The organism is Micromonospora sp. ATA51, from assembly GCF_016802855.1.
GTDB lineage: Bacteria > Actinomycetota > Actinomycetes > Mycobacteriales > Micromonosporaceae > Micromonospora > Micromonospora sicca.
Genome location: NZ_JAEVHJ010000406.1, coordinates 1 through 5,093 on the forward strand (window position 1 = coordinate 1; position 5,093 = coordinate 5,093).

Annotated in this window: 6 protein-coding genes and 1 pseudogene; 1 reads left to right on the forward strand and 6 read right to left on the reverse strand. The window is 74.6% G+C overall.

Annotated features, from left to right (window positions below):
- From JNW87_RS34455 to JNW87_RS34475, 5 genes are all read right to left on the reverse strand, one after another.
- Positions 1–440: reverse transcriptase-like protein (locus tag JNW87_RS34455; protein ID WP_238455123.1), on the reverse strand; the 440-nt coding region annotated here is incomplete at its 3' end.
- Positions 441–445: 5 nt separating this feature from the next.
- Positions 446–1,183, reverse strand: coding sequence for a zinc ribbon domain-containing protein (locus JNW87_RS34460; protein ID WP_109799965.1), 738 nt, complete (start codon positions 1,181–1,183; stop codon positions 446–448).
- Positions 1,180–2,046, reverse strand: a complete 867-nt coding sequence (locus JNW87_RS34465; protein WP_109799964.1) for a Nif3-like dinuclear metal center hexameric protein — start codon at positions 2,044–2,046, stop codon at positions 1,180–1,182. The genes JNW87_RS34460 and JNW87_RS34465 overlap by 4 nt, the downstream gene beginning before the upstream one ends.
- A gap of 136 nt (positions 2,047–2,182) precedes the next feature.
- A complete protein-coding gene (locus JNW87_RS34470; protein ID WP_109799963.1) occupies positions 2,183–2,761 on the reverse strand; it encodes a flavoprotein in 579 nt (192 codons plus the stop codon).
- Between the two features lie 16 nt (positions 2,762–2,777).
- Complete coding sequence (locus tag JNW87_RS34475; RefSeq protein ID WP_109799962.1) at positions 2,778–4,004, reverse strand: helix-turn-helix domain-containing protein; 1,227 nt, start codon at positions 4,002–4,004, stop codon at positions 2,778–2,780.
- Between the two features lie 239 nt (positions 4,005–4,243).
- Here JNW87_RS34475 and JNW87_RS34480 point away from each other — a divergent pair.
- Positions 4,244–4,914 (forward strand): annotated as a pseudogene (locus JNW87_RS34480) (bifunctional DNA primase/polymerase).
- On the opposite strand, the gene JNW87_RS34485 reads toward JNW87_RS34480, so the two are convergent.
- The coding region (locus tag JNW87_RS34485) for a hypothetical protein (RefSeq protein WP_238455124.1) at positions 4,862–5,093 on the reverse strand (232 nt) is incomplete at its 5' end. The pseudogene JNW87_RS34480 and the gene JNW87_RS34485 sit on opposite strands and share 53 nt — an antisense overlap.

A 5,093-nucleotide genomic window follows, 5' to 3' on the forward strand; every position in this document is an offset into this window, starting at 1 on the left:
GCGACGGTGGCCCGGCTCGGGGCCTTGCCGGCGGCCACGTCCATCGCGGCGTTGGCGAGGGCGTCGGCGTGCTTGTTGCGTTCCCGGGGAACCCAGCTGAACCGCACGCTGGCGAACCGGCCGACGAGGCCGGCGGCCTGCGCGGCGAGCGGTCGCAGGCCGGGATGCTTGATCTGCCAGCGGCCGCACATCTGCTCGACCACCAGCTTGGAGTCCATCCGGGCCTCGACCTCGGACGCGCCCAGCTCGGCGGCGGCCTCCAGCCCGGCGATCAGGCCGCGGTACTCCGCGACGTTGTTGGTGGCGGTGCCGATCGACTCGGAGCGTTCGGCGAGCACCTCACCGGTCTCCGGGTCACGGACCACCGCGCCGTACCCGGCGGGACCGGGATTGCCCCGGGACCCGCCGTCGGCCTCGACGACGACCGCGCCGACCGCCACGACGGCTACAGGCCCGACTCGTTGGTGCGCACCATGATCCGCCGGCACTCCTCGCAGCGGACCACCTCGTCCGGGTCGGCCTTGCGGATCCGGGCCAGGTCGGCGCCGGAGAGCTCCAGCCGGCAGCCCCCGCAGCGGCCCGCGGTGAGCAGCGCGGCACCCAGCCCGGTGTCCTCGCGGATCTTGTCGTAGAGGCCGACCAGGTCGGCCGGGAGGTCACCGACGAGCGGCTGACGGGCGGAGCGCTTGAACTCCTCCTCCTTGCCGATCTCGGCGAGGCTGGCGTCGCGGCGCTGCTCGGTCGCCGCGCGCCGGTCCCGGGCCTCGGCCATCCGCCGCTCGATGCCGTCGAGCACGCCCTGCGCGGTCTCCCGCTGCTCCATCAGCTCCAGCTCGGCATCCTCCAGGTCGCTCTGCCGGCGGTTCAGCGAGACCAGCTCGTGCTGGAGCGCCTCCAGCTCTCGGGCGGGGCCGCCGCCGGCGGCGAGCCGGGCCTCGTCCTTGCTCTTGCGCGCCCGCACCTGGTCGACGTCCTTCTCCAGCCGGGCGATGTCCCGGTCCAGGTCGTCGACGGCCACCTGGGCGCGGACCCGCTCGTCCTCCAGCGCGGAGAGTTCCCGCGCGAGGGCCTCCAGCTCGGCCCGCTCGGGCAGCGACCGGCGGCGGTGGGCGAGCTGGGCGAGGGCGGTGTCGATCGCCTGGAGGTCGAGCAGCCGGCGCTGCACCTTCGGGTCAGCCTTCACGGGCGGGGCTCCTTGTCGTCGGGACGGGGTGCGGCGGCGTGCACGGTCCACGGGTCGGTGTCCAGGTCGGACACCACGGTGTCGACGCCCAGCGCGGCCCGCAGGTGGGCGGCCAGGTCGTCCAACCAGGGGCGTTCGGTCGCCCAGTGGGCGGCGTCCAGCAGGGCGGGGCCGCCGGCGGCGAGGTGCTCGCCGGCGGGATGGTGGCGCAGGTCGGCGGTGAGGAACGCGTCCACCCCGGCGGCGGTCGCCTCGGCCAGAAAGCTGTCCCCGGAGCCGCCGCTGACGGCGAGGGTACGAACCATACGCCCGGGATCCCCGGCGGCGCGAACTCCCCAGGCGGTGACGGGCAGCACGGCGGCGGCGTGCCGGGTCAGCTCGGCGAGGGTCATCGGGGCGAGCAGCTCGCCGATCCGGCCGATGCCCCGCCCCGGGCCGTCGGCCGGGGAGCCGGGGCGCGGCCGGTGCAGCGGCCGCAGCCCGGTCAGCCCGAAGCGGGCCGCGAGGGCGTCGGAGACGCCGGGGTCGGCCACGTCGGCGTTGGTGTGCGCCACGTACAGCGCCACGTCCGCCTTGATCAGCCGGTGGACGATCCGCCCCTTGTACGTGGTCGCGGCGACCGAGGACACCCCGCGCAGCAGCAGCGGGTGGTGGGCGACGATCATGTCGGCCCCGGCGGCGAGCGCCTCGTCCACGGTCTCGGGCACCACGTCCACCACGCAGGCGACCCGGCGCACCCCGGTGGTGGGCTCGCCGAGGACCAGGCCGACCCGGTCCCACTCCTCCGCCCAGGCGGGCGGGTAGCGGCCGTCCAGCACGGCCACCACGTCGGCCACCGTGGGTGGGGATCCGGTTGTGCTCACGGCCGGCCAGCTTACCGGCGCGGGCCGTGACACACGCCCTCGACCGCCGGGACGCGCCCCGAACAGGACCGGGCAGCGCGCCGGCGGAACTCGGCGGACGACCCCGCGCCGCGCCCCGAGGTCATCCGTCCCCGGCTCAGGCGACCGGGGCGACCGGTCGGCGCAGGCTACGCAGGGCCGCCAGGCCGGCCCCCCACGGGAAGGCGTCCTGGTGGCGCTCGCCGCCGCCGGGCGGGTGCAGCGGGACGACGTGGTCGCCGAAGACCACCGCCACCCCCCACTCCCGCAGCCGGCCGAGGCTGGCCCGGAACGCCGGGTGGGCGGCCATCGCCGTGTTCGTGTACGGCACGGCGGCGACGGGCAACCCGAGCCCCTGCCCCTCGATCAACAGCCCGAGCGCGAGGGTGTCGGTGATCCCGACCGCCCACTTGTTGACCGTGTTGACCGTCGCCGGGCAGACCAGCATCGCGTCCGCCGCCGGCAGCACGTCGGGATCGCCCGGGTTCTTGTAGTGGGTGCGGACGGGGTGACCGGTCTGCCGGGCCAGCGCGGTCCGGTCGACGAACTTCGCGCCGTCCGGCGTGGTGACCACGCAGACGTCCCACCCGTCCTGCTGGGCCAGCTCGACCAGCCGGCCCACCTGCCGAGCCAGCGGCGAACCGCAGGCGATGACGTACAGCACCTCGCGGTGCCCGTCGCTGCGCGGACCGTTCATCCGACCGGCACCACGCTCATACTCCGACTCCCATGTGCACAGCCAACTCCGCAATCGGCGGAGGCGGCGCACCCCGTGTGCGACGGAGCACGTCCGACATCACCTCGTGGGCGATCGGCCGGCAGCGGATCTCGGACGGCGCGAGCCGGTCGCCGCGCAGCAGCATCTCACCCGCGTTCGCCACGTCGCCGATCTGCGCGTAGCCCCGCGCGATGTCGAGCAGGTGGTGCGCCCGCCGCTCGGGCAGCAACGCGTTGAAGGCCGGCTCGGCGATGCCGTGGTGGATCTCCACCGCCCGCCCGCCGTCGCCCAGTTCCACCGCGGCGGCGGCCCGGTGCAGCTCCAGATTGGTCGGGCCGAACGAGGTCCAGTAGTGGTTCTGGTCGCCACCGAGCAGCGTCGCCGCCTCCTGCGCGCCGGTGAGCAGGTCGTCCACGCTGGCGGAGTCGCCGATCCGGGCGGCGGCCATCGCGCCCTGGAGCAGCAGCATGCCGTAGACGGAGAGGCGACCCGGGGAGGCGTCGTTGCCGCCGCCCGGGGCGAGCCGGTTGGCGATGTTGACGTTGAGTTCGAGCGCCGGCCGGGCCCGGCCCATGGCGACCAGCGCGTTGCAGACCCGGGTGGTGGCGATGCCGGCCAGGAGTTGGTCGTCGGCCCGCTGGGCGACCGCCATCGAGCGGTCCGCGGCCAGCCAGGCCAGGTCGCACTCGCCGAGCTTGCGCAGCACCGAGGAGGCGATCTGGTAGACCTGCCCGAGCAGGTGGGCCGACTCCCGGGCCTGGTCGCCGCCGTGGCCGGCGTCGGCCGCCTGGGCGTCGCGCAGCAGCTTCGGCAGGGCGCGGGTGAGCATCCCGTACCGGCCGTACTGGTAGGTGAGCCAGGCATGGTTGACCGCCTTGCGCATGTCGGCCAGCGGCGGCGGGCACGGCGCGGCGTCGAAGTACGCGCTCATCGAGTCGTACCGTTCCAGCGCGGCGCGGATCTCCTCGACCTCGACCTGGTCGATGCAGTTCAACGCGTCGGTACGCCGCTCCGGGTCCTTGCCGAGCAGCAGTTGGACGTCGACCTGGAGGATGTCGGCGATCTCGTAGAGGACGGAGAACTTGTCCAGCCGCCGGACGCCGCGCTCGACCTTGTCCACCCAGCTCTTGGACTTGCCCAGCCGGTCGGCGAAGACCTGCTGGGACATCTTGCGCCGGCCCCGCCAGTACGCCACCCGACGGCCTATGGGCAACTCGTCCATGTCCCCATCCCTCCCCCTGCCGCGTCCGCCGCCGCCCCCGAACGGCTGCCCCTCGGGGCCTGTCGGTTTCAGGTTTTCGCTGGTCGCACACTCTGTACGTCAGCCGTACAGCCAGTCCTCGTAGTTTTCGTGCAAGTTGCACCGGCCGTTTCGTCAGCTCAACGATCGTGGGTTACGGCAGTGACGGCGCTCGACATGTGGCGTGTGGACAGTCCGGGCAGGGCGAGAGGAGATGGCACATGTGGGGGAATGTCGGACCGCGCGTCGCTCACCTGTCGCCCCTGGAGCGGGTCCGGCTGCGCCGGGTCGCGGTCCGCTACGCCGGGCACGGCTGGGAGGTGACCCCCGGCGCGTGCCTCGCCAACAGCCGCTTCGTCTGCGGCCGGGCGGGCTGCCCCACGGTCGGCTGCCACCCGGCCCTGGAGAACTGGGAGCAGGCGGCGAGCGCCGACCCGGCCCGGGTGGCCACCTGGTGGCGCAGCCGCCCGCACGGGGTGCTGCTCCCCACCGGCCGCGCCTTCGACGTGCTGGAGGTCTCCGCCCACCTCGGCCGGCACGTGCTGGACGCCCTCGCGACCCACCCCGCCGGCTTCGGGGTACGCGGCCCGGTCCTGGTCACCCCCACCGGCCGGTGGATGTTCCTGGTCCGCCCCGGCGACCCGCTCCGGCCCGAGCTGGAGCACTGCTTCCACGTGGTCCGGCACGGCCCGGGCTCATGGATCGCGGCGCCGCCGACCCGGCTGCCGGAGGGGATCGTCCGGTGGGCCGTCGCCCCCGAACAGGCCCGCTGGCAACTGCCCGACTCGTACCTGGTGCAGAACGCGCTGATCGACGCGTTACGGGCGCCGGGGTGACGCTCACCTCCGACCTGCTCCCCGGCCAACTCCCGCTGCCCCGCCGCGGCTGGTGACCCGACCGCCGCCCGAGCGGGTGAACGACCGCCCCGCGGCAGCGACCCCGGCGGCGTCGACCTCGTTGAACCGGTGACGGCGCACCGACGCCACTGAGCGGGGGTAGACCATGTCCAGGGACGACGCGGCACGCCACACCGGCGGCACCGAACCTTCGCGGCACCGGCGCCGCCCGTAC

Bases quoted from the DNA above. Each gene is read 5' to 3' on its own strand.
- JNW87_RS34470 (WP_109799963.1), bottom strand. From the start codon at position 2,761: ATGAACGGTCCGCGCAGCGACGGGCACCGCGAGGTGCTGTACGTCATC.
- JNW87_RS34475 (WP_109799962.1), bottom strand. From the start codon at position 4,004: ATGGACGAGTTGCCCATAGGCCGTCGGGTGGCGTACTGGCGGGGCCGG.